The following is a 26598-nucleotide window of genomic DNA, read 5'->3' as shown; positions in this document are numbered from 1 at the left end:
GTTGCCATGGCGGATCGGCGCGCCGCGCCAGGCGGGCCGCAGCTGGGCATGGCGGCGAAACGCTGTATTTTAATTACAGCGCCGTCGCCGGACGGCGTCAGACCCGCTGGTCCATATCCAGCGCCGGGGTGCCGGGACAGGCTTGCGCCACCACCCGCGCCGGCACGCCGGCCACGGTGGCGTGCGGCGGCACGTCTTCCAGCACCACGCTGCCGGCGCCGACCTTCGCGCATTCGCCGACCAGGATATTGCCCAGCACCGCCGCGCCGGCGCCCAGCATCACGCCGTCGCCTATCTTGGGATGGCGGTCGCCGCGCTCCTTGCCGGAGCCGCCCAGCGTCACGCCATGCAGGATCGAGACGTTGTTGCCTATCACCGCGGTTTCGCCCACCACCAGGCCGGTGCCGTGGTCCAGCATCACGCCCTGGCCGACGCGCGCGGCGGGGTGGATGTCGGCGCCGGTCACTTCCGAGATGCGGTTTTGCAGGAACAGCGCCAGCGTGCGCCTGTCCTGCTGCCACAGCCAGTGGGTGATGCGCTGGCTCTGGATGGCGTGGAAGCCCTTGAAGTACAGCAGCGGCGTGGAATAGCTGTCGCAGGCCGGGTCGCGCTCATAGCAGGCGCGAATGTCGGCGCGCATCGCGGCGCTGACGGCGGGATCGGCCTGGAAGGCTTCGCGGAACAATTCCAGCAGCGCGCGCGGATCCATCACCGGGCTGGCGAGCTTGCTGGACAAATGGAAGGCCAGCACGTCTTCCAGCGTGGCGTGGCGCAGAACGGTCATGTGCAGGAAACTGGCCAGCAGCGGTTCGTCGTTGACCGCGGCCAGGGTTTCATCGCGGATGGCCGACCACAGCGGATCAACCAGAGAGGCACTCATCGGGGACTCCAGGGGGCAATAGCAACTAGTCGAAACATTGTAGCCTGCCGCGCGCCGGGCCGGGAGAACAACATCATCATCGGCAAGGCCGTCAGAATCGGCCACCGCCGGCGACTAATCTGCAAATGCGGGGAGGAAACGCGATGACACGGTTTGCGGCGGTGTTGCTGGCGGGATGGGTCAGCCTGGGCGCGCTGGCCGCGCCGCCCGATGTGCCGGGCTGGCGCGAATACCAGGACGGGCGGCTGGCGGCCGCCCGCATCGCCTTCTGGCAGGCGGCGGAAGGCGGCGACCGGGTGGCAGCCTTCAATCTGGCGATGATGGACTGGCGCGGCGAGGCCGGCAAGGTGGACAAGCCCCAGGCCTTGTACTGGCTGCGCCGGGCGGCCGACGGCCAGCTGGCGCAGGCGCAGTACGCGCTGGGCCTGCTGTACGAAAAGGGCGACGCGGTGGACAAGTCGCTGACCGAGGCGACGCGCTGGTTCGCGCTGGCGGCGCGCCAGGGCTATCTGGCCGCCCAGATCGACCTTGGCACCCAGTATTTTCTCGGCCGCGGCGCGCCGCAGGACGACAGGCTGGCCGCCTACTGGTACGAGGAGGCCGCCAAGCAGGGCGACGTGGGCGCGCAGTACCTGATCGCCAGCATGTACGAGCGCGGCGAGGGCGTGCAGCGGGACATCCCCGCCGCCATCCGCTGGTACGCCAAGGCGGCGGCGCAGGGCGACGTCGGCGCCCGCGCCAAGGCGCTGGACCTGGCCAAGACGCTGGCCCGCCACTGATCGCGGCGCGTCACAGCGCGTCCAGCGGCAGCTTCAGATAGCGCACGCCGTTGTCCTCGGGCGGCGGCAGGCGGCCGGCGCGGATATTGACCTGCACCGCCGGCAGCAGCAGCTGCGGTATCGCCAGCGTGGCGTCGCGCGCCTCGCGCATCGCCACGAAATCGGCCTCTTCCACGCCGTCGCGCGCATGCAGGTTGGCGCGGCGCTGTTCCGCCACCGTCGCGCACCAGGCCGGCGCGCGGCCGGCGGGCGGATAGTCGTGGCACATCAGCAGCCGGGTGTCGTCCGGCAGCGCCAGCAGGCGGCGGATGGAGCGGTACAGCGTGGCGGCGTCGCCGCCGGGAAAGTCGCAGCGGGCGGTGCCGACGTCCGGCATGAACAGCGTGTCGCCGACGAAGACCGCGTCGCCTACTTGGTAGGCGATGTCGGCCGGCGTGTGGCCCGGCACCCACAGCGCGGTGGCTTCCAGCGCGCCGATGCGGAAGGTTTCGCCGTCGCCGAACAGGTGGTCGAACTGCGAGCCGTCGCTGCGGAACGCCGGCTCCAGGTTAAATACCCGGCAGAAAGCGTCCTGCACCTGGGTGATGCGCTCGCCGATGGCGATGCGGCCGCCGGCCTGCTGCTGCAGGTAGGGCGCGGCCGATAGGTGGTCGGCATGGGCGTGGGTTTCCAGTATCCACTGCAGCGTCAGCCGCCGGGCGCGCAGGCATTCCAGCAGCCGGTCGGCGGAGCGGCGCGAGGTGCGGCCGGACTTGGGGTCGAAGTCCAGCACCGGGTCCACCGCCGCCGCATGGCCGCCGTCCCGGTCATAGACCACGTGGCTGACGGTGCCGGTGGCGGCGTCGTAAAAGCTTTCGATCTGCGCGGGCATGGTGTCCTCTGTCGGGGCGGTGCTTTACATCATTATATAAATTAATATAATGATCGGCAGTATATTCTCTGGCGCCTCTCCATGCAATCCCGGCTTGTCATTGTCATTATTTTTATCGGGGCGCGGCCATGCTGCTGATGCTGCTTCTGGGCGCGCTGGTCGGCGCGGTGCTGGGCCTGACCGGCGCCGGCGGCGGCATTCTGGCCGTTCCCGCGCTGATGGCCGCCCAAGGCTGGAGCTTGCCGCAGGCGGCGCCGGTGGCCTTGCTGGCGGTGGCCGCGGGCGCGGCGCTAGGCGCTTACGAAGGCTGGCGCCGGCAATTGGTGCGTTATCGCGCCGCTGCCTGGATGGCGGCCAGCGGCGTGCCGTTCGCGGCGGCGGGCGCGAGCGTCGCCCACCTGTTGCCGGCGCCGCTGCTGTCGACGCTGTTCGCGCTGGCGATGCTGATCGTGGCGGCGCGTTCCTGGCGCACGGCCGGCGGCGCGGCAACTCGCGATGGACGCGCCGCGCCTTGCCGGCTGGACCCGGAGACCGGCCGGCTGCGCTGGAGTCCGGCCGCGGCGGCGGCGCTCGCGGGCGTCGGCGCGGTCACCGGTTTTCTCACCGGCTTGTTGGGAGTGGGCGGCGGCTTCGTCATCGTGCCGGCCTTGCGCCGGCTCAGCGATTTGTCCATGCACGCCGTCGTCGCCACTTCTTTGCTGGCGATCGCGCTGGTGGGCTGCGGCGGCGTGTTGGCGGCGCTGTGGCACGGAACGCGGGTGCCTGCGCTGCCCAGCGCCGTGTTCGTGCTGGCGGCGATGGGCGGCATGCTGCTGGGCCGGCGCCTGATCCGCCGCCTGTCGCCGCCGCAGGTGCTGCGCGGTTTCGCCGCGCTGACGGTGGCGGTGGCCGCCGTGGTGCTGTGGCGGGCCTGGGGCGGCTGAAACGCGTCAGATATAGGCTTCTTCGCCATGCAGCGTCGCGTCGAGGCCGGCCTGCTGGACGGCGGCGTCCACCTTGACCGGCGTGACCCGGTCTATCAGCCACAGCATGCCGTAGGTGAAGGCGAACGCCCACACGCCCGACAACAGCGCCGCGGCCGCCTGTTTCCACAGGAAGTCCGGGTTGCCCAGCAGCAGGCCGTCGGCGCCGGCGGCGTTCCAGGCCTTGCTGGCGAACACGCCCAGCAGAATGGTGCCGAGCAGGCCGCCGACGCCGTGCACGCCCCAGACATCCAGCGCGTCGTCCCATTGCAGGCGGTTTTTCAATTGCACGGCGAAGTAGCACACCACGGCGGCGATCAGGCCGATGGCGGCGGCGCTGCCCAGCGACACATAGCCGGCGGCCGGGGTGATGGTGGCCAGGCCGGCCACCGCGCCGGTCAGCAGGCCGACGAATTTGGGCTGTTTGGCGTGCGCCCACTCCAGCAGGAACCAGGCGGTGCCGGCGAAGGAGGCGGCGACGTCGGTGTTGAGGAAGGCGGAAGCGGTGACCGCGTCTACCTTCAATTCAGAGCCGGCGTTGAAGCCATACCAGCCGAACCACAACAGGCCGGTGCCCAGCGCGATCAGCGGCACGTTGTGCGGCTTGTTTTCCACCAGCGAGCGGCGGCCGACATACAGGATGGACGCCAGCGCGGCGAAGCCGGCGGTGTTGTGCACCACGATGCCGCCGGCGAAGTCCAGCACGCCCCACTTGGCCAGCAGGCCGTCAGGACTCCACACCATGTGGACGAAGGGGAAATAGACCAGCACCAGCCAGCCGGTGAGGAACAGGAAGTAGGCTTTCACCGTCACCCGGTTGGCGAAGGCGCCGGTGATCAGCGCCGGCGTGATGATGGCGAACATCATCTGGTAGGCGATATGGACCACCAGCGGAATGCCGGCGTCGTTGCCGGCGTACATGCTTTGCAGCGTGACGCCGCGCAGGAAGGCGTAATGGGTCGGGTCGCCGACGATGCCGTGCCAGCTGGGGCCGAAGCACATCGAATAGCCGAAGGCGAACCACAGCACCGTGGTCCAGCCCAGCGACATGAAGCTCTGGGCCATGATGGTGAGCACGTTCTTGCGGCCGACCAGGCCGCCGTAGAAAAAGGCCAGGCCAGGGGTCATCAGCATCACCAGGCTGGCGCACAGCAGCATGAAGCCGGTGTTGCCGATGTTGAGCGGAATCGCGGGGGAATGCATGGTTTTATCCTCATCCAGAATTTATGTATTAGTAAATTATGTATGACGGATATTGCGCCCCATCCCCGGCCGGCTTTCTTGCACCAGATCAATCCATTAACAATCCATTTACAAATCGCAACACTTTCGCTGCGCATTTGGGCCGCAAAAAAAGCCGCCAGGATCATGGCGGCTTGCGCGGCGCGGCTGGCCGGCCTCAGTCGCCGAAGCCGAACGCCTCGCCGCTGCCGGCGCGGATGGCTTCGGCCAGCGTGGCGAAGAACTCGGAGCCGTCGCGGCTGGCGATCCAGGCCGCGCCCTGGCGGGAGAAGTGGTAGCCGCCGCTTTTCGCCGCGATCCACAACTCCTGGTTGACGGCGTGGCGGTTGACGATCACTTTTTCGCCGCTGTCGAACTCGATTTCCAGCACATTGCCCTGGCGCAGGGTATCGGCATCCAGGCCATGGTCGTCGATGGCCGCCTCGATCTGGTCGAAGATGGCGTCGCTCAGTTGCAGAAATTCGCTTTCGGTCATGATGGTTTCCTGTGTGGCCGGCCGGACGCAACACGGGCCGGCGCGGTTTTGCTAGTATGCTGATTTTGCCATATCGGATTGCTGTCAGTATGCGTACCCTGCTCGCTTGTGCAAGCCTGACCCTGGCCCTGGCGGCCTGCGGTTACAAAGGACCGCTGGTGTTGCCCAAGGCGCCGCCGGCCCACGCCGCCGCTCCGGCCCCGCAGGCGGCCGCGCCCGCCGCGGCTTCGGCCGCCCGCTAGCCGGAAGGCTTCTTTCCGCGCTAAGGATATTTCCAAGCAATCGCTTGTCTGAACTCGCGTTGGCCTAGAATGGCCGTCGTCACCCTGCGAATCGGAACCGCCATGCCACATTACGCGCGCCACCTGGAACATCACACCATCGTCAACCCGTTTCCGGGCATCGCCAAGCTGGAGGCGGCGCTGGGGCACAAGGTGGTCAGCCGGCTGGGCGCCAACGAGAGCATGAGCAAGCCGGAGTCGCCGCTGCTGGCGCAGTGGGGCGAGGCGCTGGCCGAACTGGCGCGGCTGTATCCCGACCCCTACGCGCTGGCGCTGCGCGAGCGCGCCGCGCAACGCCACGGGGTGGAGAGCAGCCAGGTGATCTTCGACTGCGGCGCCGACAGCCTGATCCTGCTGGCGCTGCGGCTGCGCTGCAACGCCGGCGACGCGGTGGTGTGCAGCGCCGGCACCTACCCGGCCTTCCGCTATTTCGCCGAGGGAGTGGGCGCGCGCATCCTGGAAGTGCCGTATCAGGCGCAGGGTATAGGCCTGCGGCCGGATCTCGCGCGCCTGTGCGAGGTGGTGCAGGCCGAACGCGCGGTGGCGCTGTACCTGGCCAATCCCGACAACCCCACCGGCCATTACTGGTCGGCCGCCGAGATCCAGGCGCTGCGCCAGCAGCTGCCGACGCAGACCATGCTGATCCTCGACGAGGCCTATGTCGATTTCTGCCAGGACCCGCAGGACGCGCCGCCGGCAGGGGTATTGCCCAACACCCTGCGGCTGCGCACCTTGTCCAAGGCTTACGGCCTGGCCGGGCTGCGGGTGGGCTTCGCGCTGGCGCCGGCCGACATCATCGCCAAGGCCGACCAGATCCGGCCGCAGTACGCGCTGTCGGGCCTGGCCCAGCACGCGGCGCAGCTGGTGCTGGACGACCCGGACTACGCGCGCCAACTGGTGCAGGCCACGGTGCAGCTGCGGGACAAGCTGGAGGCCGCGCTGCGCGCGCGCGACCTCGCCGTGCTGCCGTCGCACACCAATTTCGTCAGCGTGCTCTACCCCAACGCCTCCTGCAGCGAGGCGATCCAGCGCAAGCTGCTGGCCGAAGGGGTGGCGGTGCACCGGCCGCCGCATCCGGCGTTGCGCCATTTGCTGCGGGTCACCGCGCAGCCGCAGGCGCTGTCTAGCAAGGTGCTGGACGCGCTGGCCGGCCATTGAGCCAGACAGGTTGTCATAATTACATTGACAGCCAGCGAACCCAATGACATAAGCGAGGCGGAAATCCTCCCGTATCGCTTATTGATCCCATGAAAAAATCCTTCTACCCCCTGCTCGGCCTGCTGCTGTCGGCGGCGGGCGGCGCGCTGGCCGCGCCCATCACCAACTTCGACAGCGATCCGGTGATCGACCTGGCCGGCCAGCTGCGCGGCCAGCAGCACGCCGGCCGCGCCGTCGCGGCGCAGGCGCTGGACGCGGCCGCCAGCGCGGCCATCCTGCGCGAAGCCGGCGACCGCCGCCAGCTGCTGGATCCGATGAGCATCCCGAAGAACGACAGCCGCATGGTCGCCGCGCATCCGGAATTCAGCCGCCGCCAGGGCCAGTTGCTGACCGTGTCCACCCCGGCCGGCCAGCGCCTGCAGTTCAAGAGCTGGAAAATCGCCAAGGGCGACGGCGACAGCTCCACCTTCCTCTACCAGGGCCCGCTGGCCGGCAACGCGCTGCAGCGCGTCGACCTGCAGTTCGGCCATGACGCGCCGGGCAGCCTGCTGATCGACAACCGCAGCGGCAAGGTATTTTTTACCTACAGCACCGAGAACATGGTGTCCGCGTCGCCCGACGGCAGCGCGCTGCTGCAGCTGCAGAATTCGCCCGACTGGCGCCTGCAGCTGGTGTCGCTGCCGAACACCGAGCAGGGCAGCCTGTTCTGCAGCCTGAGCGACGCTTCGGTGGAAACCGTCTTCAAATCCTGGCGCGGCAACAGCCTGGGCCTGCAGCTGGAGAAGGGCGGCCAGAAGCTGGCGCTGCGCTTCAGCCGCAACGGCGGCGACTGGCAGGTCGCCGCCAGCCAGCCCGCGCAGCTGGCCAAGCTGGGCCTGCGCTGCAGCCAGTCGCGCTAAGCCAGCCAACCCCAAAGCAAAACAAGCGCCCCTCATCGCAAGGGGCGCGTTTACCGTGATGAGCAGCAAAACATGAAAACCAATCGCAGTTACCTCCTGACCGCGCTGTGCCTGCTGGCGGCCAGCCAGCTGGCCTGCGCCGGCAAGGCTATCGCGGTGCGCGACGACGGCGAGACGCCGATCACGCTGCGCGGCGCCGTGATCGGGCCGATCTCCTCCGGCAGCAAGGCCGACGGCACCTTCTTCAAGGCCTACCACCTGAAGCTGGAGCGGGAAATGACCTTCGACGATGGCGGCGACTGCGGCGAGCAGGCCAAGCGCAGCCTGGCGCTGAATCAGGAAGGCATGGGCCGCTACAAGGGCAAGACCGTGTCGCTGAAGGCCAAGGTGTTCTGCCAGCTGAGCCGCACCGGCACCTACCACCTCAGCGACATCGTGGTGCAGTGAGGCGCGTCGGCGGCAGGTTTCCCGAACCTTGGCCGCCGCTCCGGGTCTACCATCGGGTCTTTCGCCCGATTGCAGACCCGCGCCGCATGCCCTGGATCCATCCCGAACTGATTCCCCTGATCGCCTTGCTGGCGCTTTACGCCGCCTCGCTGCTGTACGCGCTGCGGCTGGCCTGGCGCACCCGCGGCCTGCGCTGGCTGGCTTGCGCGTCGCTGTTGATCGCCGGCTTCCTGGCGATGCTGCTGGCGCGGCCGGCCACGCCCGACTCCGGCGAGATGCCGCCGGGCTTCGGCCTGGGCGCGCTGCTGGCATTGGCCGGCATCGGCGCCGCCGCCGGCGGGGCAGTCTGGCGCGCCTTGCGCCGGCGTCGGCGCTGACGCAACAGTCGGCCCTTTTCCCTGCCCATGCCGTGGACATTCGCGGCGCGCGCGCCTACGATGGCGCAAATTCCGGCCATGCCAAAGGCATCGCCGGCCGCGGCCGCGCGCGTCGGCCGCCCATCGCATCCGAAGGAGCCGCAACCATGGATGACGCCCTGCGACGGCGGGCAGTATTGAAGGGCGGCCTGGCCGCCGCTGGCCTGCTGGCCCTGTCCGGCAGGCTGCGGGCGGCAGCCTGGCTGGATCAGGGCTTCGACAACGGCTGGCGCGAACTGGTGCCGTATCCGCAGAAGATGCCGCTGCTGCGCATCACCACCCGGCCGGTGCATCTGGAGACGCCGTTTTCCCAGTTCGACCGCGGCCTGATCACGCCCAACGAGGCGGTGTTCGTCCGCTACCACCTGGCCGGCCACCCGCTGGACATCGACGCCGCCAGCCATACCCTGACGGTGAAAGGGCTGGTCCGGCAGCCGCTGACGCTGACGCTGCGCGATCTGCAAACCCGTTTCGAAACCGTCAGCCAAACCGTGGTGATGCAGTGCGCCGGCAATGGCCGCGGCCTGCTGCAGCCCCGGGTGCAGGGCGCGCAGCTGGGCAACGGCTCGATGGCCTGCGTCGAGATGACCGGGGTGAGGCTGGCCGATGTGCTGAAGGCGGCTGGCGTGAAGGACGGCGCGGTGCAGGTGGCGTTCCGCGGCACCGACCAGCCGGCGCTGGAGGAGACCCCCAGCTTCATCCGCTCGCTGTACCTGGAGGACGCGCTGCGGCCGGAAGCGATGATAGCCTGGGCGATGAACGGCCAGCCGCTGCCGGTGCTCAACGGCTATCCGCTGCGGCTGGTGGTGCCGGGTTTCTACGCCTCGTACTGGATGAAGCATCTGTCGCAGCTGGAGGTAATCGACCACGTGTTCGACGGCTGGTTCGCCGCCACCGCCTACACCGTGCCGGACACGCCGGACTACGGCATCGCCCCCGGCGCCAAGCCGGAGCGGACGGTGCGGCTGACAAGAATGAAGGTGCGCAGCTTCATCACCCACCCGGCCGACGGCCAGACCGTGGCGGCGCCGGACGGCCGGCTGGCTTTGCGCGGCATCGCCTTCGACGGCGGCAGCGGCATCCGCCGGGTGGAAGTGTCCGCCGACGGCGGCCGCAGCTGGCTGCCGGCGCGGCTTGGCGAGGAGCGCGGCCGCTTCGCGTTCCGGCCATGGACGCTGACGCTGGATGGCGTCAAGCCGGGCGCGCTGCAGCTGCTGGCGCGCGCCACCGCCAACGACGGCCAGACGCAGCCGCTGGTCCAGCCGTGGAACCCCGGCGGCTACGCCCGCAACGTGGCGGAGCGGGTGGCGCTGGTCATCGGGGAGGCCGGCTGATGAAACCCGCCCTGCTCGTCGCGCTGCTTCTGCTGGCCGGCCCGGCCGGCGCCGTCTCCATCCAGTTGCCCAACGAAACCGCGATGCTGCCCGACAGCGGCCATCCCGGCTATCCGACCGCGCTGCAGCGCTGCCTGATCTGCCATTCGGCCGACTACATCGCGCTGCAGCCCGACTTCAGCCAGGCGCGCTGGCAGGCCATCGTCGACAAGATGCGCGCCGCCTTCAAGGCGCCGATCGAGCCGGAGGAGGTGGCGCCGATCGCCGCCTATCTCGCCGACGCGCAGCGCCGGCGCTTGCTGCAGCCGCGGCCGCTGGCCAAGCCCTGAGCGCGGCGGCGGGTTTGGCCTGGCCGCCGCCTGCCGTTATCATCGTGGGCTTCCGCCACTTTTCCACGGAGCCGCCATGCCCCTGCCGCCCCCCCTGACGCTGGCCGCCTTCGCGCTGCTGGCCCTGGGCCTTGTCGCCGCCAGCCTGCGCCACGCCGCGCCGGGCTGGATAGCCCTGGTCACCAGCGCGATGCTGGCGCTGGCCGCCGGCGTGCTGCAGCCGCTGGGCGTGGTGGCGACGGCCGCCGCCGCCGGCCTCACTTGCAGCCTGCGCCGCTATCCGCGGCCGGAGTGGTACCTGGTGTGGGTGGCCTTGCTGCTGGCGCTGGCGGTGCACGCGCTGCCCGGCTTCGACAACCCCTTGCTGTGGCAGGGCAAGGCCAGCGCCGCCAGCGCGCCGTACCGGCTGTTCTGGAGCTACGACAAGGGCCTGGCCGGCTTGCTGCTGCTGCTCAACCTGTGCAATGCCCCGCTGCCCGGCCGCACGCTGGGCTGGCCGGCGGCGGCGGTGGGCGGCCTCGCGCTGCTGTTCGTGCTGGGCATCGCCGCCGGCTTCGGCATCATCGGCCTGGCGCCGAAATGGCCGGCCTGGCTGCTGCCCTGGCTGTTCGCCAATTGCTTCCTGGTGTCGCTGGCGGAGGAGGCCTTCTTCCGCGCCGGCGTCCAGCGCTGGCTGGAAATCCGCACCGAGCCTTTCGCCGCGCTGATGGCGGCGTCCTTGCTGTTCGGCCTGGCGCACCTGGCCGGCGGCTGGGCCTGGGCGGGGCTGGCCACGCTGGCCGGCATCGGCTACGGCCTGATCTACGCCGCGCGCCGCCAGCTGTGGCTGGCGGTGCTGGCGCATGTGGCTTTCAACACCGTGCATCTGCTGCTGTTCACCTATCCGAAACCGGCGTGAACGGCGGCGATCCCGGGTGGTTATATTCGCTAACTGTCTTGATATGAAAATAAAAAACCATAACGGGTAGCCGGCGGCATCGGTTAAAATCGCGGTCTTCGTTCACCATCCGCGAGCAGCACCGCCATGATTGAAGTCGGCATCGTGATGGGTAGCAACAGCGACTGGGAAGTGATGCAGCACGCCGCGAGCATGCTGAAGCGCTTCGGCATCGCCTGCGAAACCCGCGTCGTCTCCGCCCACCGCACCCCGGACCTGCTGTTCCAGTACGCCGAAGAAGCCGCGCCGCGCGGCCTCGCGGCCATCATCGCCGGCGCCGGCGGCGCCGCCCACCTGCCGGGCATGCTGGCCGCCAAGACCCACGTGCCCGTGCTGGGCGTGCCGGTGCCGTCCAAATACCTGCGCGGCGAGGACTCGTTGCTGTCCATCGTGCAGATGCCCAAGGGCATTCCGGTGGCCACCTTCGCCATCGGCGAGGCCGGCGCCGCCAACGCCGCGCTGTTCGCGGTGGCGATGCTGGCCACCACCCGGCCGGAGCTGGCCGAGAAGCTGGTGGCTTTCCGCAAGGCGCAAGAAGAAACCGTGCTGGCGATGACGCTGCCGGAGGCCGAATAATGGCCGCCATCCTGCCGCCGGCGATGCTGGGCATCCTGGGCGGCGGCCAGCTGGGCCGCATGTTCGCCGTCGCAGCCAAGACCATGGGTTACAGCGTGACGGTGCTGGACCCGGACGAAAGCGCGCCGGCGGCGGCCTTCGCCGACCGCCACATCCAGGCGCCGTACAATGATCCGGCCGCGCTGGCCGAGCTGGCCGCCAGCTGCGCGGCGGTCACCACCGAATTCGAAAATGTCAACGCCGACGCGATGCGCGAGCTGGCCAAGCGCACCCGCGTGTCGCCGTCCGGCGACTGCGTCGCCATCGCCCAGGACCGCATCGCCGAGAAAAGCTGGATCCGCAAGGCCGGCCTCGCCACCGCGCCCTACCTGGCCATCGAGAGCGTCGAGGACATCCAGGTGGACCTGGCGCCCTATCTGCCGGGCATCCTGAAAACCGCGCGCCTGGGTTACGACGGCAAGGGCCAGGTCAGAGTGAACACCCAGGACGAGGCGCGCGCCGCCTACGCCAACCTGGGCGGCCAGGCCTGCGTGCTGGAAAAGATGCTGGACCTGCAATTGGAAGTGTCGGCCATCGTCACCCGGGTCAGCAGCGCGCAAAGCGCGGTGTTTCCGTTGGCGGAAAACATCCACAAGAACGGCATCCTCGACGAATCCATCGTGCCGGCGCGCGTCGCCCCGGCGCTGGCCAGGCAGGCGCAGGAGATGGCCCGGAAGCTGGCCGAGGCGCTCGACTACGTCGGCGTGCTGGCGGTGGAGTTCTTCGTGCTGGCCGACCACAGCCTGGTGGTCAACGAGATCGCGCCGCGGCCGCACAACTCCGGCCACTACACCCTCACCGCCTGCCTGACCGACCAGTTCCAGCAACAGGTGCGCGCGATGTGCGGCCTGCTGCCGGGCCGCACCGACCTGCTCAGCCCGGTGGTGATGGTGAACCTGCTGGGCGACGTCTGGAGGGAAGACGGCCGCGAGCCGCACTGGGACGTGCTGGCCGAAGCGCCCAACGCCCAGTTGCACCTGTACGGCAAGAAAACGGCGCGGCCGGGCCGCAAGATGGGCCACTTCAACGTGATGGCGGCCACGGCCGACGAGGCGCTGGAGCAGGCCAGGGCCTTGAAGGACACCCTGTAGCGAAAGAAATGGCGAGGCCGGCGGCTTCGCCATTTCTCATCGCGATGACGCTGAACGGACGCCATTTTCATTCCCGGCCCGCAGCCGGGGCGGTCATTTCCGCCGCGGCGGCCGGTGCGGTAGGCTTGGCCGTATGCCGGCCAGACCGGCCGGCGGCAACCAGATCAAGAAAGAGCACCGTGATGAATCCTTCCGCATTTTCCAAGACCCTGTCGCAAGCGCTGCGGCCGGCGGCGCTGCTGCTGGCGCTGGCCTGCGCGCCCGCGCTGTCCGTCCATGCCGAGACGCCGGCCGCCGGCCAGAGCCAGCCGCTGGCGCCGCAAGCCAGCGCCAAGCCGATGGGCGACCAGGCTTACCAGCTGATGCAGGCCGGCCAGCAGGTCAAGGCCCACGAATTGTTCATGAGGGCCGCCGAGATGGGCGACCGCCGTTCGCTGTCGCTGCTGGCGGACAGCTATGGCCGCAATCCTAACGGCTACCTCAAGTCGCCGGCGGTGAAGAAGGACTACCCCAAGCTGATCCAGCTGCTGGAGCGCGCCGCGCGCTATCCGGAGCCGGAGGGCAGCGGCTACAGGCTGAAGCAGGACTTCGCCAGACTGCTGATTACCGCGCCCGCGCCCTACCGCGACGCGCCGCGCGGCAGCCGGCTGCTGGTGGCGGCCACCGGGCAGGATGACGACGGCACCGAGAATTACTACCTGCTGGGCCAGATGTACGAGCGCGGCGAAGGCGTGCCGGCGGATGGCAAGCAGGCCGTCTATTGGTACGAGCGCGCGGCCAGCGCGCTTTCCGGCTATACGCCGCCCAAGGTCCAGCGCGCGCTGGCGCGCATCTACAAGACCGGCGCGCCCAATCTGCCCGCCGATCCCAAGAAGTCGCGCGAATGGTCTGACAAGGCCAAGCACAACCCGGGCTTCCAGTCGTGAACGGCGGGATGGGCGGCTAAGCGATGGAAAACGCGCTCGTCGGACTGCCGGAGCTGCGCCGCCGGCTGGAGGCCGCCGCCGACCCCGCCAAACGGCCGGCGATGCGCGACTATATGCGCGGGCAGTTCGATTTCCTGGGAGTGGCGACGCCGGCCAGGCGCAAGGCCGCCGGAGCGTGGATCCGCTCACAGGACGCGGCGGGTCCCGATGGCTGGCTGGCGGCGGCGGAAACGCTGTGGCGCCAGCCGGAGCGCGAATTCCAGTACGTGGCGGTGGACCTGCTGGCCCGCCATGCCGCCGAATTGCCGGCGGCCGCCCTGCCGCGGCTGCTGGCGCTGGTTGCCGCCAAATCCTGGTGGGACACCGTCGACGGGCTGGCGGCCTGGATCATAGGCGAGCTGGTCCACGCCCGGCGCGAACTGCAAACCGACATGGACAGACTGTCCGGCGACGGCGATTTCTGGCTGCGCCGCGTCGCCATCCTGCACCAGCTGTACTGGAAGCGCGACACCGACGCCGCGCGGCTGTTCCGCTACTGCGCGGCCAACGCCGCCGACCCCGAATTCTTCATCCGCAAGGCGATAGGCTGGGCCTTGCGCGAATACGCCTATACCGATCCCGACGCGGTGCGCGGCTTTGTCGCCGCCGCTCCGCTTGCGCCGCTGTCGCGGCGCGAAGCGCTCAAACGCATTGAACCCTTGCCTGTGAAGGAAGCATGATGACCGGACTCACCACCACCAATCTGACCAGCCTGAAGAAGATCTACTCCGGCAAGGTGCGCGATCTGTATCAGATCGACGAGCAGCGCATGCTGATGATCGCCACCGACCGGCTGTCCGCCTTCGACGTGATCCTGGACGACCCCATCCCGGCCAAGGGCCAGATCCTGACCGCCATCTCCAACTTCTGGTTTGAAAAACTGAAGGACGTGGTGCCCAACCACCTGACCGGCGAAAAGCCGGAAGACGTGGTGGCGGCGGAAGACCTGCCGCAGGTGGAGGGCCGCGCGGTGGTGGCCAAGCGGCTGAAGGCGGTGCCGATCGAGGCGGTGGTGCGCGGCTACCTGGCCGGCTCCGGCTGGAAGGAATACCAGCAGTCCGGCGCCATCTGCGGCGTGGCGCTGCCGGCCGGCCTGCGCGAGGCGGACCAGCTGCCCGAGCCCATCTTCACCCCGTCCACCAAGGCGGCGGTGGGCGACCACGACGAGAACATCAGCTTCGCCCAGTGCGAGGCCATCGTCGGCAAGGAGCTGGCGGCCCAGGTGCGCGACACCGCCATCCTGCTGTACAAGACCGCAGCCGCCTATGCGGCCACGCGCGGCATCATCATCTGCGACACCAAGTTCGAGTTCGGCCTGGACGAAAACGGCGTGCTGACGCTGATGGACGAGGCGCTGACGCCGGACTCCAGCCGTTTCTGGCCCGCCGACAGCTACCAGCCGGGCAGCAACCCGCCGTCGTTCGACAAGCAGTTCGTCCGCGACTGGCTGGAAGCCTCCGGCTGGAACAAGCAGGCCCCGGCCCCGGCCGTGCCGCTGGACGTGCGCGAGAAAACCGCCGCCAAGTACCGCGAGGCGCTGGAACGGCTGACCGGCTGAAACCAGGCGGCAGCCTGGCAAGCGTATGCCAGCGATTTCGCCGCCAGAGCCTCCCGCCGCCGGCCCCGCGCCGGCGGCATGGCTTGAGCATTGTCCGGCATTGCGACTACTATCTACTGCCTTGTCATAAAAACGCCATGCCATGACCGTCGTCCAACCGATACTCGACACCCCCCGCCTGCGGCTGCTGCCGGCCCATCCGGACAAGGCGGCCGCGGTGCTCGACTACCAGCTGCGCAACCGCGCCCACCTCGAGCCGTGGAACCCGACCGCCGGACCGTTGTTCTATACCGAATCCCATTGGGCGATGCAGTTGCGCCAGGCCGCCCGCAACTGGGAAGAGGGCGCCAGCGCGCGCTTCCTGCTGGCGACGCAGGCCGAGCCGGAACGGATCATCGGCACCGTCAGCTTCAGCAACATCGTCCGCGGCGTGTTCCAGGCCTGCCATCTAGGCTACGGCATCGACTGCGCGCGCGAAGGGCAGGGCCTGATGCGCGAGGCGCTGCAGTCGGCCATCGCCTTCGCCTTCGACGAGCTCAAGCTGCACCGCATCCAGGCCAATTACCAGCCGCACAACGTCCGCAGCGCCGCGCTGCTGCAAAGGCTGGGCTTCGCCGTCGAAGGCCAGGCCAAGGATTACCTGTTTCTCGACGGCGCCTGGCGCGACCACGTGCTGACTGCGCTGACCAATCCGCATTTCGACAGCCGGCCGCTGCTGGGCTGACGCGACGGCCGCGCGCCGCGGCCTGGCAAACCCGCTCCACCAACGCAAGGGCAAGCGCATGCACCGTACCTTTCTGACCGCCGCCGACGGCGAAGCCATTCCGCTGTGCGAATGGCTGCCTGACGGCCCGCCGCGCGCCGTGGTGCTGATTTCCCACGGCATGAGCGAATACGCCGCGCGCTATGACCGTTTCGCCCAAACGCTGACGGCGGCCGGCTGCGCGGTGTACGCGCACGATCACCGCGGCCACGGCGCCTCCCCCGCGCCGCGCGGCTTTTTCGCCGCCGAGGACGGCTGGCGCAAGGTGGTGGATGATGTGGAAACCGTGCGCCGCCACGCGGCGGAGCGGCATTCCGGCCTGCCCGTCGTCCTGCTGGGCCACAGCATGGGCAGCTTCATCGCCCGCGCCTATTTTCTGCGCTACGGCGGCCTGCTGTCCGGCCTGATGCTGTCGTCTACCGGCTACCGCCAGCGGCCGCTGGCGCGGCTGTTGGGCGCCGTCGCCCGCTTCCTCGGGCGGCGCAAGGGCTGGGACCGGCCCAGCCGGCTGATGGCGGCGCTGGTGTTCGGCAGCTTCAATCTGGGCTTTCCGCCATGGCGGACCAAGATGGACTGGCTGAGCCGCGACGCGGGCGAAGTGGACGCCTACCTCGCCGACCCGGACTGCGGCTTCGACCCTACGCCGGGCCTGTGGGCCGACCTGTTCGCCGGCATCGTCGAAATGGAAAACGGCGAGGCGGCGGGCCAGGGCATCCAGCGCCGCTGCCCGGTGCTGTTGTTCGCCGGCAGCCGCGATCCGGTCAGCCTGGGCCGGCTGGCGCTGGGCCAGCTGGAAATCCGCTACCGCGACGCCGGCGTGCTGGACTTGCAGAGCCAGGTCTACCCCGGCGGGCGGCATGAGATGCTGAACGAAAGCAACCGCGCCGAGGTGGAAAGCGATATCCTCGCCTGGCTGGCGCGCGTCGCGCCCGCCGCCTGAATCCCCGACCGGAGCCGCCATGATAGAAGTCCACCACCTGAATCAATCGCGTTCGCGCCGCATCACCTGGCTGTTGGAAGAACTGGGCCAAGACTATGCCGTCGTGCGCTACGAGCGCGATCCCAAAACCCGGCTGGCGCCGCCGGCGCTGAAGGCCATCCATCCGCTGGGCAAGGCGCCGGTGCTGCGCGACGGCGACGCGGTGCTGATCGAATCCGGCGCCATCGTCGATTACCTGATCCGCACTTACGGCAACGGCCGCTTCGCGCCGGACATCGCCTCGCCCGACTACAACCGCTACGTGCAGCTGATGCACTACGCCGAAGGCTCGGCGATGCTGCCCATCCTGCTGCAGCTGTATGTCGGCACGCTGGGCGAGGCCGGCGCGCCGCTGCATCCGCGCATCCACAGCGAGCTGGACAACCATCTGGGCTATCTGGACGGCGAACTGGCCGGCCGCGATTACTTCGTCGGCGACGATCTCACCGGCGCCGACGTGCAGCTGTCCTTCGTCGCCCAGATAGCGGTGCGCGGCGAGGGCCGCCAGCGCTATCCCAATCTGGCGCGCTTCGTCGACCGCATCGAGGCCCGCCCGGCTTACCGCCGCGCCGCCGAGCGCCACGGCGAATAAGCCCGCCCGCCTGGCGTTTGCGCAACGCGGGCGGGCCGCCGGCCATGCCCGCGAGCCTTACGGGCGCGGTGGCGGCCCGCGCCGGCGCTCAGGCGGCGATCGCCTCCACTTTGCCGTCCAGCGCCATCAGGTAACGCTCCACCTGCAGTTGCGGGTGCTTGGCGACGATCATGCCGCTCAAGCGCCTCAGCGTTTCGGCGTGGACCTGGGTTTCCCTGGCCGGCTGCTGGCCGAAATCCTCTCCCAGAATCACCTTGTAAGCGCCGCAGTCGCGGTGGTCCAGCAGCACCACCTTCTTGATGTGGTGCAGGTCTAGCGCGATGCCCAGGTGCTGCCAGAATGTGGCGTTCCAGGCCGGGAACTTGTCGGTGACCGCGCCCAGCGCCGCGCCGGCCAGCACGATGTGGTCGTAATTGTCGCGCAGGCCCAGGCTGTCCATGAAGGCGGCGGTTTCATCCACCAACCGGTAGTCCATGCAGGACAATAGCAGCACGTCGGTGCCGCCGGCCGCCCAGGCCGTACGCGGCACAAAGCTGCCCAGCAGCGCGGCGCCGCCGCCCAGCGCGGCCAGGCGCAGGAAGCCGCGGCGGCCCAGCGGGCGCTGTTGCAGCGGGGTCAGGCAATCGGTGTGAGCGTGGTGCGTTTCTTGGCACATCTGTTGTTCTCCTTTGTGAGGGCAGCTTCAAGCTGCCTGCCGCGATTATAAGAGCCTGCGCGCGCAACATGCCAAGCGGTTTGCCGGCGGCCGCGTTGACAACTTACTTACCAGTAAGTATCTTGACTGGCAGAGCTGACATCGCCAGACGAATCAAAGGCTTGGGCGCGCAGCGCCCGGGCCGCTACATAACGGACACGAGGAAGAAACATGAGCGTTTACCCGCACCTGCTGGCGCCGCTGGACCTGGGCTTCACCACGCTGAAAAACCGCGTGCTGATGGGTTCGATGCACACCGGCCTGGAAGAATCCCCGAACGGCTTCGAAAAAATGGCGGCCTTCTACGCCGAGCGCGCGCGCGGCGGCGTCGGCCTGATCGTCACCGGCGGCGTCGGCCCCAATGCCGAAGGCTGCGTCGCCGAGGGCGCGGCGCAGCTGTCCGACGCGCATGAGGTGCCCAAGCACAAGCTGGTCACCGACGCGGTGCACGCCGCCGGCGGCAAGATCGCGCTGCAGATCCTGCATTCCGGCCGCTACAGCTTCCAGGAAAAGTGCGTGTCGGCGTCCCCCTTGATCGCGCCGATCAATTTCTACACCCCGCGCGAGCTGTCCGACGCCGACGTCTGGCAGACCATCGCCGACTTCGCCAACTGCGCCAAGCTGGCGCAAGAGGCCGGCTACGACGGCGTCGAGGTGATGGGCTCGGAAGGCTATCTGATCAACCAGTTCATCGCCCGCGCCACCAACAAGCGCACCGACGCCTGGGGCGGCAGCTTCGAAAACCGCATCCGCTTCGCCATCGAAACCGTCAAGGCGGTGCGCGCGGCGGTCGGCCCCGAGTTCATCATCATCTACCGGCTGTCGATGCTGGACCTGGTGCAGGACGGCAGCAACTGGGACGAGGTGGCGCAGCTGGCGCTGGAAATCGAGAAGGCCGGCGCCACCCTGATCAACACCGGCATCGGCTGGCATGAAGCGCGGGTGCCGACCATCGCCACCATGGTGCCGCGCGGCGGCTTCGCCTGGGTGACCAAGAAACTGATGGGCAAGGTGAAGATCCCGCTGATCACCACCAACCGCATCAACACGCCGGAAGTGGCGGAAGAGATCCTGGCCGGCGGCTGCGCCGACATGGTGTCGATGGCGCGCCCCTTCCTGGCCGACCCGGACTTCGTCAACAAGGCGGCGGCAGGCCGCGCCGACGAGATCAACACCTGCATCGGCTGCAACCAGGCCTGCCTCGACCACATCTTCCAGGGCAAGCTGACCTCCTGTCTGGTGAATCCGCGCGCCTGCCGCGAAACCGAGCTCAACTACGACCAGGCCGCCGCGCCGAAGAAGCTGGCGGTGGTGGGCTCCGGCCCGGCGGGTCTCGCCTTCGCCACCGTCGCCGCCGAGCGCGGCCACGCGGTGACGCTGTTCGACGCCGCGGCCGAAATCGGCGGCCAGTTCAATGTCGCCAAGCAGATTCCGGGCAAGGAAGAGTTCTACGAAACGCTGCGCTACTTCAAGCGCCGCATCGAAACCACCGGCGTGGAACTGAAACTGAACACCCGCGTGGCCGCGGCCGATTTGGCCGGCTTCGACGAGGTGATCCTGGCCACCGGCATCGCGCCGCGCCTGCCGGCCATCCCCGGCGTCGACCACCCCAAGGTGCTCAGCTATCTCGACGTGCTCAAGCACAAGAAACCGGTGGGCAAGAAAGTGGCCATCATCGGCGCCGGCGGCATCGGCTTCGACACCGCCGAATACCTGTGCCACGAAGGCCAGTCCACATCGCTGAACGCCGAAGCCTTCATGCGCGAGTGGGGCGTGGACATGACGGGCGACACCGCTGGCGGCCTGGCGCCGCAGGGCGCGCAGCCGCACCCGAGCCCGCGCGAGGTCTATCTGCTGCAGCGCAAGACCAGCAAGATCGGCGAAACCCTGGGCAAGACCACCGGCTGGATCCATCGCGAAAGCCTGAAGATGAAGCGGGTGAAGATGGTGTCCGGCGTCAGCTACGACCGGATCGACGACGCCGGCCTGCACATTACGGTGAAGGGCGAGCAGCAGCTGCTGCCGGTGGACACGGTGGTGATCTGCGCCGGCCAGGACCCGCTGCGCGAACTGCAGCAGCCGCTGTTGGACGCCGGCAAGCCGGTGCACCTGATAGGCGGCGCCGACGTGGCGGCCGAGCTGGACGCCAAGCGCGCCATCGACCAGGGCTCGCGCCTGGCCGCCGCCATCTGATCGCCCAGTCCGCGCAGCAAAAGCCCCCGCCTCGGCGGGGGCTTTTTATCTGGAAACGAGGCGGGCTAGCGCTGCGCCGACACCAACAGCAGCATCGGCCGCTCTCTTTCCTCGGCCAGCTCCGGCATCGCCGCCACCTGCTCGGCGCTGGGGCCCCAGTCCTCGATGTGGCGCAGCGCGAAGCCGGCGGCCATCACCTGATTGAGCAAGGTGCCGAGGGTGCGGTGCTGCTTGATCACGCCGTCGGTCAGCCAGTGAGTGACGCGCGGCCCTTCGTCCTGGTAGCCGCTGACCGGCCAGCAGCGCCCGCCTTGCGCATCCTGCAGCCACGCCGGCTGCCGGGCGGCCATGAAGATCGGATGCTCGATCGAGAACACCAGGCGGCCGCCCGGTTTCAGGGCCCGGTAGCAGGCGGCCAGCAGGCCGGCCAGGTCGGCGATGTAGTGCAAGGTCAGCGAGCTGTAGACCAGATCGAAGGCGGCAGGCGGCAATTGCAAGGTTTCCAGGTTCTGGCGCCGATATTCGATGGCGTCGTCGCGGGTCATCGCCGCGGCCTGGGCCAGCATCTTTTCCGAAACGTCCAGGCCCAGCGCGGCGCTGGCGCCGGCCTCGCGCGCCCAGCGGCAGAACCAGCCGTAGCCGCAGCCCAGATCGGCCACCGCGGCGCCTTGCAATGCCGGCAGCAGCGCCCGCAGGCTGGGCCATTCCGGCGCGCCGGCCAAACCGTGCACTGAGCGGTTCAATTGGCTGTAGCCGTGGAAGAATTCGGGGGTGTCGTAGATGTTTTGCGTCATTGTCAAAAAACTCCATGTCGGGAAAAGCCGACGGCTGGGCGTTTGATGCCAACAAGACAAGCCCGGCCGCGGACGGCGGGGCTTGAGAGGGACGGAGCTAGGCTCCCGGAATGCGCGCGCGCGTTTCCCTCTCACCCCGCGATGGGGTGACGCGGGGTCTGGAGACGATCAGGATGTCGAGTGCGCGCATCCGTCCATTCTAACCCGTTTTCCCGGCGCGCGCCGGCTTGTGGATAATTGCGATGGCGACGCATGGCTGTGGATAAGTGGACACTTGGTTAACATCTGTTGCGGCGGGGCGCGTCTTAAAGCTTTCGAAATAATACTCAATCAGCATGGCGCGCGGTCGACATTTTCAGACCGCCCTACGATACCTACAAAGGAGAAACGCCATGACTGTTCCCACCGCCTTACGCCGCGCCGCCCTGGCCGCCGCGCTCAGCCTCGCCGCGCTTGGCAGCGCCCACGCCGCCCCATCGCCGCTGCTGGACGCCAGCCACCCGGTCAACTGGTGGTTCGCCTTCAAATTCAACGCCGCCTCCTTTCCCGGCTGCGGCGGCGCGGCCCAGGTCAACAGCTGCCAGTTCGGCGGCAACCCGCAAAGCTATACCAGCGGCGGCAGCTACAGCCAGCAGTACGTCTACGCCAGCAGCAGCCAGCCCAGCCTGAGCCAGGGCGGCGGCTGCATCGGCGATACCCCGGCCGATCCGGTGGGGGCCACCTTCAACCAGATCTACAACGGCACGCTGAACTACGTGGTGTGGAACGACCAGTTCTACGACGACCCGGCCATCCCGTCCTGCTCCGGCAACGCCTGCAACGCGCCGTGGGGGCATTCCAAGGGCGTGCTGGCCTGGGACGCGCAGGGCAACGGCGTGGTGATGCAGGTGAGCACGCCGTCGTGGCCGGCTTCCGGCAGCGCGCAATATCCGCGCAGCAGCGACGGCAACACCCTGGGCTGCGTGCAGGACAACGATGTCGAAGTCAGCCAGCACTTCTTCTCGCTGAAACTCAGCCATGCCGACGTACTGGCGGTGCTGCAGGGCCTGGCCAACGCCAGCGCGGTGACCGATCCGGGCAATCCGCAGATCGTCAAGAACGGCGGCCCGGCCGACATCCAGAGCGCGGTCAGCCAGCTGGGCCAGCAATCGGACAGCGTGACGCCGCAGGTGAGCAAGCTGTCCAGCGGCGTCACCCTGATCGCCAAGCCTTCCGCGCTGCAAGTGGCGCCGTGGCAACTGGTTTCGGCCGAGCTGGGCGGCATTTCGCTGCGCGCCGCCACCTGGTGGGAAGCCAGCAAGAGCTACGCGATTCCGACGACCACCAAGGCCGGCGCGCCAGCCTGCTGGGATAGCAGCCTGCCGGCGCCGGGTCCGGTGGCCATCGCCACCTCCGGCAGCTGGGCCGGCCAGACCTTCTCGCTGAAGGGCGGGCTGGGCAAGAACTTCAACCACGCCAAGATCGGCGTCAGCACCAGCGGCGGCACCGCCTACGCGATTTTCGGCGACATGAACCAGGAAGGCGCGCTGTCCGGCAATTGCGCCAGCGCCCAGAACGGCCGCGGCGGCCTGTTCTTCGCGCTGCCCAACGCCGCGCTGGCGCAGTCCATCGGCAAGCTGATCGGCGGCAGCACCGCCGCCGCCGCGCGCTGACGCGGTCCGGCGCTCAGGCGAAGGCGGCCAGCATGAAGTCGATGAAGCTGGCCAGCTTGGGCGTCGGCCGGCGATCGGCCGGGTAGAGCAGATGCATGGGGCGGCTAGGCAGCGGATGGTCGGGCAGCAGGCGCAGCAGCCGGCCGGCGGCGACGTCGTCGGCCAGCAGCGCCTCCGGCTGCATCACGATGCCCAGGCCGGCGAGGGCGGCGGTGCGCAGCGCCTGGCCGTTGTTGGCGGTGAAGCGCCCGCGCACCGCCACGTTTTCGCCGGAGCCGAAGCGCCAGCGGTTCTTGTGGCGCCAGTAGGCGAAGCCCAGGCAATCGTGCCCGGCCAGCTGCGCCGGCTCGGAGGGCGCGCCGCGTTCGGCCAGGTAGGCCGGCGCGGCGCATAGCCACATCCGGTAGGGCTGCAGCGGCCTGGCCACCAGGCTGGAATCGGCCAGCTCGCCTATCCGCACCGCCGCCTCGTAGCCTTCCTCCACCAGGTCCACCATCCGGTCTGCCAATGTCAGGTCCACTTCCACCTCGGGGTGGCGGCGCAGGTAGACGGCCAGCGCCGGCGCCAGGCGCAGGCTGCCGAAAGTCACCGGCGCGTGGATTTTCAGCAGGCCGCGCGGCGCGGCGCGCAAGGCGTCGGCGCAGCCGTCGGCGACGGCGATGTCCGCCAGCAGCTGGCGGCAATGCTGGTAGTAGATGCGGCCGACCTCGGTCAGCGATTGCTGGCGGGTGGTGCGGTTGAGCAGGCGCGCGCCGACGCGCGCTTCCAGCGCGCGGACATGTTTGCCCACCATGGTGGCCGACAGGCCGCAGGCGTCGGCGGCGGCGGTGAAGCTGCCTTTGTCCACGGCCTGCACGAATATCGCCATGCTGCTGCAAAGATCCAGCATTGAGAACTCCTGGTGCGCGGTGATCGCACCGTTCACGCGTTTATCAATCCATTCATCGCAATGATACTGATGACGGACGCATTTGCGTCGGCACGCACAGGAGAATTTCGATGATACGCAACGACGCGCAATACCAAAAAGGGCTGGAGCTGATGGCGTTTCTGCATGGCGGCCACACCGGCGGCGCGCGGGTGGCGCAGATCCAGGACATTTGTCCGGACTTCGCCGACATGGCCATCGCCTGGGCTACAGGCCACATCCTGAGCCGGCCGGGGCTGGACCTGGCCACCCGCGAGCTGATCCTGGTGGCGTCCTGCGCCACCCAGGGCTTCGCGCAGACGCAGCTGGTGGCCCATGCCGAGGCCGCGCTGCGCGCCGGCGCCAGCCGGCGGCAGATCATGGAGACCGTGCTGCAGCTGACTTTCTACGCCGGCGGGCCGGCGGTGAGCAATGCGCTGCTGGCCTTGAAGGACGTGCTGGCCGAGGAGGCGTGAAGCGAGCGGGCCGGAAATCGGCATGCCTGACATTTGTCATTGATTTTCAATGAATTATTTGCCATATTCATATTTCCCGGCCGCCACCGGCATCTCGCCGGCGGGGACGGCCTTTCATTGCAAGGAGCGTTCATGAGCATCAGGCATGTGATTCTGCTGGCGGCCGCCTTGGCCTTGCCGGCCTGGGCGGCGGAGCCGCTGCCGGCCTTCCACGGCGACGCCCGCCAGTCTTCGGTGTCCGGCTTGTCGTCGGGGGCCTTCATGGCGGTGCAGTACCAGGTGGCGTATTCGGCGTCGGTGGTGGGCGTCGGCGTGGTGGCCGGCGGTCCGTACTATTGCGCGCTGGGCAGCTTCGCCGGCACCGCCGCCTGCATGAGCGGCCCGCCGCCCAGCGCGGCGCAGTTGCTGGCCGCGGCGGGCATCTTCGCCGCCGGCGGCCATATCGACCCGCTGCCCAACCTGGCCAGGAGCCGGGTCTACCTGTTCAGCGGCAGCCAGGACAACACGGTGAAGACGCCGGTGGTCGACAGCGCCGCCGCCTTCTTCCGCCTGGCCGGGGTGCCGGACAGGCAGATCCAGTACGAGCGCCGGCTGCCGGCCGGCCATGCGCAGATCACGCCGACCTACGGCAACGATTGCGGAACCACCGCCTCGCCCTACATCAATCATTGCAGCTGGCAGGGACAGGGTTACGACCAGGCCGGCGTGCTGCTGCGGCACATCTACGGGCCGCTGCAGCCCAAGGCGCAGGCGCTGGGCGGCCGGGTGGTCCGCTTCGACCAGCGGCCGTATGCCGCCGTCGGCAGCAGCCTGGCCGACGAGGGCTTCGTCTACGTGCCCAAGGCCTGCGAGCAAGGCGAGGCGTGCAAGGTCCATATCGCGCTGCACGGCTGCAAGCAGTACGCCGGCGCGGTGGGCGACGACTTCTACGCCCACGCCGGCTACAACGAGTGGGCCGACAGCAACCGCATCCTGGTGCTGTATCCGCAAACCACCACCTCGGCGGCGAATCCGCAGGGCTGCTGGGACTGGTTCGCCTACACCGGGCCGGCTTATGCCTGGAAGGAAGGCCTGCAGATGCAGGCGTTGAAGGCGATGGCCGACCGCCTGGTTTCCGCGCGCTGAGGCGGCGCCGAAAAGCGGACGCCCCGCTTGGCGCGGGGCGTTTTCATTGCGGCGGGCTGGGCTTACTCGGCCGCGCCGGCGCGGCGCGCCTTCACCGCTTCGGCCAATTGGGTCAGCAGCTTCTCGGTGTCGCTCCAGCCCAGGCAGCCGTCGGTGATGCTCTGGCCGTAGGTCAGCTCGCAGCCGGGCTTCTGGTCCTGGCGGCCTTCCACCAGGTGGCTTTCCACCATCACGCCGAAGATGTTGCGGTCGCCGCCGGCGATCTGGCCGGCCACGTCGGCGCTCACTTCCATCTGGCGGCGGTAGTCCTTGCGGCTGTTGGCGTGGCTGAAGTCCACCATCAGCTTGTGCGGCAGGCCGACCGCGGTCAGTTCGGCGGCGGCGGCGCGCACGTGCTCCGGCGAGTAGTTGGGTTCCTTGCCGCCGCGCAGGATCACGTGGCAGTCCGGATTGCCGCCGGTGGAGACGATGGCGGAATGGCCGGTCTTGGTCACCGACAGGAAGTGGTGCGGCACGCTGGACGAACGGATGGCGTCGACCGCGATTTTCAGGTTGCCGTCGGTGCCGTTCTTGAAGCCCACCGGGCAGGACAGGCCGGAGGCCAGCTCGCGGTGCACCTGGCTTTCGGTGGTGCGCGCGCCGATGGCGCCCCAGCTGATCAGGTCGGCGAAGTACTGCGGCGTGATCATGTCGAGGAATTCGGTGGCGGCCGGCATGCCCTGGTTGTTCAGCGTCAAGAGCAGGCGGCGGGCGATGCGCAGGCCGGCGTTGATGTCGTACGACTCATTCAGGTGCGGATCGTTGATCAGGCCCTTCCAGCCGACGGTGGTGCGCGGTTTCTCGAAGTACACCCGCATCACCACCACCAGCTCGCCGGCCAGCGCGGCGCGCAGCGGCGCCAGCTTCTGCGCGTATTCGATCGCGGCGTCGGTGTCGTGGATCGAACAGGGGCCGATCACCACCAGCAGGCGGTCGTCCTCGCCGCGCAGCAGCGCCGAGATGTCGCGGCGGGTGTTGTAGATCAGCTCGGAAGCCTGTTCGCTGATCGGCAGCTCATACAGGTGGGCGATAGGCGGGAGGAGTTCCTTGATCTCGCGGATTCTGACGTCGTCGGTCTGGCGTTGCATGCTGGTGTCCCTTGGCTAACTTGTTTTCTGCATAGCAGCAAGATAACCGCATTTGTC

At 68.6% G+C, this 26598-nt stretch carries 30 protein-coding genes; 22 read left to right on the top strand and 8 right to left on the bottom strand.

Annotated elements, in window-relative coordinates; all coding sequences use genetic code 11:
- Window positions 1–97: 97 nt before the first annotated feature.
- Window positions 98–880 carry a serine O-acetyltransferase gene (cysE, locus tag U6115_RS00850; protein WP_043572891.1) on the bottom strand — a complete coding sequence of 261 codons (783 nt, stop codon included), beginning with the start codon at window positions 878–880 and terminating at the stop codon, window positions 98–100.
- A 143-nt stretch (window positions 881–1023) separates the two neighbouring features.
- Here cysE and U6115_RS00845 point away from each other — a divergent pair, with 143 nt between their 5' ends.
- Window positions 1024–1659, top strand: a complete 636-nt coding sequence (locus U6115_RS00845) for a tetratricopeptide repeat protein (RefSeq protein WP_047237067.1) — start codon at window positions 1024–1026, stop codon at window positions 1657–1659.
- Window positions 1660–1669: 10 nt separating this feature from the next.
- On the opposite strand, the gene U6115_RS00840 is transcribed toward U6115_RS00845, so the two are convergent.
- On the bottom strand, window positions 1670–2530 hold the full coding sequence (locus tag U6115_RS00840) for an MBL fold metallo-hydrolase (RefSeq protein WP_043572889.1): 861 nt from the start codon (window positions 2528–2530) through the stop codon (window positions 1670–1672).
- Window positions 2531–2658: 128 nt separating this feature from the next.
- Here U6115_RS00840 and U6115_RS00835 point away from each other — a divergent pair, with 128 nt between their 5' ends.
- A complete protein-coding gene (locus tag U6115_RS00835) occupies window positions 2659–3453 on the top strand; it encodes a sulfite exporter TauE/SafE family protein (protein WP_043572887.1) in 795 nt (264 codons plus the stop codon).
- 6 nt (window positions 3454–3459) lie between these two features.
- On the opposite strand, the gene U6115_RS00830 is transcribed toward U6115_RS00835, so the two are convergent.
- Window positions 3460–4695 carry an ammonium transporter gene (locus U6115_RS00830; RefSeq protein WP_043572885.1) on the bottom strand — a complete coding sequence of 412 codons (1236 nt, stop codon included), beginning with the start codon at window positions 4693–4695 and terminating at the stop codon, window positions 3460–3462.
- 196 nt (window positions 4696–4891) lie between these two features.
- Window positions 4892–5209: an iron donor protein CyaY gene (gene cyaY / locus U6115_RS00825; RefSeq protein ID WP_043572882.1), complete on the bottom strand. Its 318-nt coding sequence runs from the start codon at window positions 5207–5209 to the stop codon at window positions 4892–4894.
- An 89-nt stretch (window positions 5210–5298) separates the two neighbouring features.
- Here cyaY and lptM point away from each other — a divergent pair, with 89 nt between their 5' ends.
- From lptM to U6115_RS00745, 16 genes are all read left to right on the top strand, one after another.
- A complete protein-coding gene (gene lptM, locus U6115_RS00820) occupies window positions 5299–5451 on the top strand; it encodes an LPS translocon maturation chaperone LptM (RefSeq protein WP_101527484.1) in 153 nt (50 codons plus the stop codon).
- A gap of 102 nt (window positions 5452–5553) precedes the next feature.
- Entirely contained in the window at window positions 5554–6648 is a 1095-nt protein-coding gene (locus tag U6115_RS00815) for a pyridoxal phosphate-dependent aminotransferase (protein ID WP_043573120.1), read from the top strand.
- Window positions 6649–6737: 89 nt separating this feature from the next.
- Window positions 6738–7547 carry a hypothetical protein gene (locus U6115_RS00810; RefSeq protein ID WP_043572880.1) on the top strand — a complete coding sequence of 270 codons (810 nt, stop codon included), beginning with the start codon at window positions 6738–6740 and terminating at the stop codon, window positions 7545–7547.
- A gap of 72 nt (window positions 7548–7619) precedes the next feature.
- Window positions 7620–7994, top strand: a complete 375-nt coding sequence (locus U6115_RS00805) for a hypothetical protein (protein WP_043572878.1) — start codon at window positions 7620–7622, stop codon at window positions 7992–7994.
- A gap of 86 nt (window positions 7995–8080) precedes the next feature.
- Entirely contained in the window at window positions 8081–8371 is a 291-nt protein-coding gene (locus tag U6115_RS00800) for a hypothetical protein (RefSeq protein ID WP_043572877.1), read from the top strand.
- Between the two features lie 146 nt (window positions 8372–8517).
- A complete protein-coding gene (locus U6115_RS00795; protein WP_043573116.1) occupies window positions 8518–9744 on the top strand; it encodes a molybdopterin-dependent oxidoreductase in 1227 nt (408 codons plus the stop codon).
- Complete coding sequence (locus U6115_RS00790; protein WP_047237063.1) at window positions 9744–10073, top strand: hypothetical protein; 330 nt, start codon at window positions 9744–9746, stop codon at window positions 10071–10073. The genes U6115_RS00795 and U6115_RS00790 overlap by 1 nt, the downstream gene beginning before the upstream one ends.
- A 76-nt stretch (window positions 10074–10149) precedes the next feature.
- A complete protein-coding gene (locus U6115_RS00785) occupies window positions 10150–10971 on the top strand; it encodes a CPBP family intramembrane glutamic endopeptidase (RefSeq protein ID WP_043572874.1) in 822 nt (273 codons plus the stop codon).
- Window positions 10972–11097: 126 nt separating this feature from the next.
- Window positions 11098–11586, top strand: a complete 489-nt coding sequence (purE, locus tag U6115_RS00780; protein WP_043572872.1) for a 5-(carboxyamino)imidazole ribonucleotide mutase — start codon at window positions 11098–11100, stop codon at window positions 11584–11586.
- On the top strand, window positions 11586–12716 hold the full coding sequence (locus U6115_RS00775; protein ID WP_043572869.1) for a 5-(carboxyamino)imidazole ribonucleotide synthase: 1131 nt from the start codon (window positions 11586–11588) through the stop codon (window positions 12714–12716). Before purE ends, U6115_RS00775 begins: the two co-directional genes overlap by 1 nt.
- A 182-nt stretch (window positions 12717–12898) precedes the next feature.
- Window positions 12899–13642: a tetratricopeptide repeat protein gene (locus U6115_RS00770; protein ID WP_043572868.1), complete on the top strand. Its 744-nt coding sequence runs from the start codon at window positions 12899–12901 to the stop codon at window positions 13640–13642.
- A gap of 23 nt (window positions 13643–13665) precedes the next feature.
- Entirely contained in the window at window positions 13666–14361 is a 696-nt protein-coding gene (locus U6115_RS00765) for a DNA alkylation repair protein (protein ID WP_043572865.1), read from the top strand.
- Complete coding sequence (locus tag U6115_RS00760; protein WP_043572862.1) at window positions 14361–15239, top strand: phosphoribosylaminoimidazolesuccinocarboxamide synthase; 879 nt, start codon at window positions 14361–14363, stop codon at window positions 15237–15239. Before U6115_RS00765 ends, U6115_RS00760 begins: the two co-directional genes overlap by 1 nt.
- 142 nt (window positions 15240–15381) lie before the next feature.
- The gene (locus tag U6115_RS00755) at window positions 15382–15963 is read left to right on the top strand and encodes a GNAT family N-acetyltransferase (protein ID WP_043572861.1); all 582 of its coding nucleotides are present in this window, start codon (window positions 15382–15384) and stop codon (window positions 15961–15963) included.
- 58 nt (window positions 15964–16021) lie between these two features.
- The gene (locus tag U6115_RS00750) at window positions 16022–16942 is read left to right on the top strand and encodes an alpha/beta hydrolase (RefSeq protein WP_043572859.1); all 921 of its coding nucleotides are present in this window, start codon (window positions 16022–16024) and stop codon (window positions 16940–16942) included.
- 19 nt (window positions 16943–16961) lie between these two features.
- A complete protein-coding gene (locus tag U6115_RS00745) occupies window positions 16962–17573 on the top strand; it encodes a glutathione S-transferase family protein (RefSeq protein ID WP_043572858.1) in 612 nt (203 codons plus the stop codon).
- A gap of 88 nt (window positions 17574–17661) precedes the next feature.
- Here the strand turns inward: U6115_RS00745 and U6115_RS00740 are convergent, their stop codons facing one another.
- Window positions 17662–18228, bottom strand: coding sequence for a carbonic anhydrase (locus tag U6115_RS00740; RefSeq protein WP_043572857.1), 567 nt, complete (start codon window positions 18226–18228; stop codon window positions 17662–17664).
- Between the two features lie 210 nt (window positions 18229–18438).
- Between U6115_RS00740 and U6115_RS00735 the strand changes: the two genes are divergently transcribed.
- Window positions 18439–20460: an NADPH-dependent 2,4-dienoyl-CoA reductase gene (locus tag U6115_RS00735; protein ID WP_043572855.1), complete on the top strand. Its 2022-nt coding sequence runs from the start codon at window positions 18439–18441 to the stop codon at window positions 20458–20460.
- A 65-nt stretch (window positions 20461–20525) separates the two neighbouring features.
- Here U6115_RS00735 and U6115_RS00730 read toward each other — a convergent pair whose 3' ends face one another.
- Entirely contained in the window at window positions 20526–21254 is a 729-nt protein-coding gene (locus U6115_RS00730) for a class I SAM-dependent methyltransferase (RefSeq protein ID WP_043572852.1), read from the bottom strand.
- Between the two features lie 392 nt (window positions 21255–21646).
- Here U6115_RS00730 and U6115_RS00725 point away from each other — a divergent pair, with 392 nt between their 5' ends.
- The gene (locus U6115_RS00725) at window positions 21647–22906 is read left to right on the top strand and encodes a deoxyribonuclease II family protein (RefSeq protein WP_043572850.1); all 1260 of its coding nucleotides are present in this window, start codon (window positions 21647–21649) and stop codon (window positions 22904–22906) included.
- Between the two features lie 13 nt (window positions 22907–22919).
- Here the strand turns inward: U6115_RS00725 and U6115_RS00720 are convergent, their stop codons facing one another.
- Window positions 22920–23795 carry a LysR family transcriptional regulator gene (locus tag U6115_RS00720; protein ID WP_197466039.1) on the bottom strand — a complete coding sequence of 292 codons (876 nt, stop codon included), beginning with the start codon at window positions 23793–23795 and terminating at the stop codon, window positions 22920–22922.
- A 110-nt stretch (window positions 23796–23905) separates the two neighbouring features.
- Here U6115_RS00720 and U6115_RS00715 point away from each other — a divergent pair, with 110 nt between their 5' ends.
- Together U6115_RS00715 and U6115_RS00710 are read left to right on the top strand one after the other, a co-directional pair.
- A complete protein-coding gene (locus U6115_RS00715; protein WP_043572848.1) occupies window positions 23906–24289 on the top strand; it encodes a carboxymuconolactone decarboxylase family protein in 384 nt (127 codons plus the stop codon).
- A 132-nt stretch (window positions 24290–24421) separates the two neighbouring features.
- Entirely contained in the window at window positions 24422–25414 is a 993-nt protein-coding gene (locus tag U6115_RS00710) for an extracellular catalytic domain type 2 short-chain-length polyhydroxyalkanoate depolymerase (protein ID WP_043573106.1), read from the top strand.
- A 62-nt stretch (window positions 25415–25476) separates the two neighbouring features.
- On the opposite strand, the gene aroG is transcribed toward U6115_RS00710, so the two are convergent.
- Entirely contained in the window at window positions 25477–26541 is a 1065-nt protein-coding gene (gene aroG / locus U6115_RS00705; protein WP_043572845.1) for a 3-deoxy-7-phosphoheptulonate synthase AroG, read from the bottom strand.
- Between the last annotated feature and the right edge of the window lie 57 nt (window positions 26542–26598).

The organism is Chromobacterium subtsugae (assembly GCF_035919665.1).
Classification (GTDB): Bacteria; Pseudomonadota; Gammaproteobacteria; order Burkholderiales; family Chromobacteriaceae; genus Chromobacterium; species Chromobacterium subtsugae.
This window is presented reverse-complemented; position numbering and strand designations above follow the sequence as displayed.